This is a genomic window from Azospirillum isscasi (assembly GCF_030849505.1).
GTDB lineage: Bacteria > Pseudomonadota > Alphaproteobacteria > Azospirillales > Azospirillaceae > Azospirillum > Azospirillum isscasi.
This window is the reverse complement of the sequence record NZ_JAUJFI010000324.1, coordinates 1-2165: the sequence shown is the minus strand read 5'-3', so window position 1 is coordinate 2165 and position 2165 is coordinate 1. Positions and strand designations below refer to the sequence as shown.

At 75.6% G+C, this 2165-nt stretch carries 3 protein-coding genes; all 3 read right to left on the bottom strand.

From position 1 onward, the window contains the following. The coding region (locus tag QSG27_RS28680) for a response regulator (RefSeq protein ID WP_306712233.1) at window positions 1–527 on the bottom strand (527 nt) is incomplete at its 3' end. Next, on the bottom strand, window positions 524–1420 hold the full coding sequence (locus QSG27_RS28675) for a chemotaxis protein CheW (RefSeq protein WP_306712231.1): 897 nt from the start codon (window positions 1418–1420) through the stop codon (window positions 524–526). The genes QSG27_RS28680 and QSG27_RS28675, both read right to left, overlap by 4 nt. Then, window positions 1407–2165 (bottom strand): CheR family methyltransferase (locus tag QSG27_RS28670; RefSeq protein ID WP_306712229.1); only part of this gene is annotated, 759 nt, incomplete at its 5' end. The genes QSG27_RS28675 and QSG27_RS28670, both read right to left, overlap by 14 nt.

Here is a 2165-nt window from a genome sequence, read left to right as displayed (position 1 = left end):
GCCTTCGGCGCCGGGGCCTGGGCCGGAGACAGGGACGGGGCCGGAGACAGGGACGGGGCGCCGGCCGGCAGCGGACGGGCCGCGGACTCCGCACGGGGCGCCGGCGGGCGGACGCCGACGGCCATGGCGGCGGCGGCCAGCTTGTCGCGCAGCAGTTCCCCCACCTGGGCCAGATCAACCTTGAAGTGCTCCGACGCCTTGGGCACGAAATCAATGGCGCCGGCCTCCAGCGCCAACAGGGTCATCGCCGCCCCCTCGGTGGTGAAGGCGCTGACCATGACGAAGACCGGGGCGGTGCCGGGCCGCGGGCGGATCTGCCGCAGCACCCCGATTCCGTCGAGCGCCGGCATGTCGATGTCCAGCGTCACCACGTCGGGCCGCAGCTTGCGGATCGCCTCGACGGCGGCGGCCCCGTCCTTGGCCTCCCCCACCACGGTGAAGCCCGGCGTGCCGCCGACGATGTGCCGCAGCGAGGCCCGCATGAAGGCCGAGTCGTCGACGACCAGGACGCGCAGACCCGCCGTCATGCCCCCTCCCCGCCGGCCAGATCGCGCAGCAGCGCGGCCCCGGTGACCAGCGACACCGCGCGGTCGCCATGGCGGGCGATCCCGGCGACGCCCGGCGACGGGAACCAGCCGGGATCGGCCCCGTCCCGCTCCATCGGCAGTGGCCGCCCGATCCCGTCCACCCGCAGCGCCAGCGGCCCCAGGGGGGAAGACAGCACGACGAAATGCGACGGCGCACCGTCCGGCGCGTCGGCAAGCTCAAGGACCGGGACGACGCCGCCGCTCATCTCCACGGCGTGGCGGATCGGCGGGCGCCCGCCGGGAATCCGCACCATCGGCTGGCGGTACAGGATGCGCTCCACGTCGGCGTAGGCGGTGGCGTAGCTGCGCCCGGCAATCTCGTAGACGAGGTGCAGCGGCGGACCGGAATCCACGGGGACGGCGGCGGCGTCCGGGCGGGGGACGGTCGGCATGTCGCCCAGACCCTCCGCCCCCAGAAGGAAGGCGCGCCCGATCTCCTCCAGCATCACCGCCGTCCGGCAGAGCCGTCCCGGCGGAATCCAGGTGGCGGGGGACAGGCTGAGCGGACGCCGGAAGCCCAGCACCGTATCGGCCAGCAGGCCGGCGACGGCGCCGCCGCTGTCCACCAGGATCACGTCGCCCTCGCGCCGCGGCGGCTCGCCGGCGATGCAGGCGGGGTCGGCCACCGGGATGAACAGCCCGTTGTGCAGCAGCACCCCGGCCACCAGCGGGGCCGTCACGCCGGGGTGGGTCAGGCTGGGGTCCTCGACGATCTCCAGCACCTCGGCCAGCGGGCAGCAGAAGGTCTCCCCGCCGCGCTGGAAGGCCAGGACGGAGCCGAAGGAATCCCCGGGCATGGCCCCGGACATGATTGTCGGCTCAACGGACGGCATGGGGGACCTCCCGGGCGGCGGCGTCCTTGATGAAGGCGATGGCGTTGCCGCGGCAGACGGTGCGGTAGCCCAGCGACGCCGGGTCGGTTGGCGGCGCCGCATCCGCCGGCCCGATGGCCAGCACGCCCCCCGGCTTCAGCGCCGCGCCGAGCGTGGCGAGGCAGCGGCGGCGGCCCTCCTGGTCCATGTAGATCAGCACGTTGCGGCACAGCACGGCGTCGAAGGGCGCCCCCGGCGGTGGCCCCGCCAGGATGTTGTGGCGGGCGAAGCGCACCCGCGCGCGGACGGCGGGCGACACGCGGCGGGCGGTCCCGCCCTCTTCCGCCGGAAGATGGCGCTCGTCCGCGGCGGTCAGCGCGCGGCAGGAGGACATGGCCCCGGTGCGGTAGACGCCCCGCTCCGCCACGGCGAGCGCCGCCGGGGACAGGTCGGTGCCCAGCACGGCGAAGCCCGGCAGCCCGCCGTTCTCCGACGCCAGGGCGGCCAGGGAATAGGCTTCCTCGCCCGACGCGCAGCCCGCCGACCACAGGGTGGCGGGCGCCGTCCCCGGCCCCCGTTCGGCCAGCAGCGCGATCACCAGCCGAAGCTGGTTGCGGTCGCGGAAGAAGTAGGATTCGCGGTTGGTCGCCCCGTCGATCAGCCGGTCCAGCGTCTCGCCGTCCGCCTCCGTCATGCCCGCGCAGGGCGCCAGCCGGGCGCAGCCCTCGCACAGCCGCCGCCCGACCGGCCCCGCCGGATCGACGCC

Excerpts from the sequence above, each read along its gene's own strand:
- QSG27_RS28675 (WP_306712231.1), bottom strand. The coding sequence starts at position 1,420 with ATGCCGTCCGTTGAGCCGACAATCATGTCCGGGGCCATGCCCGGGGAT.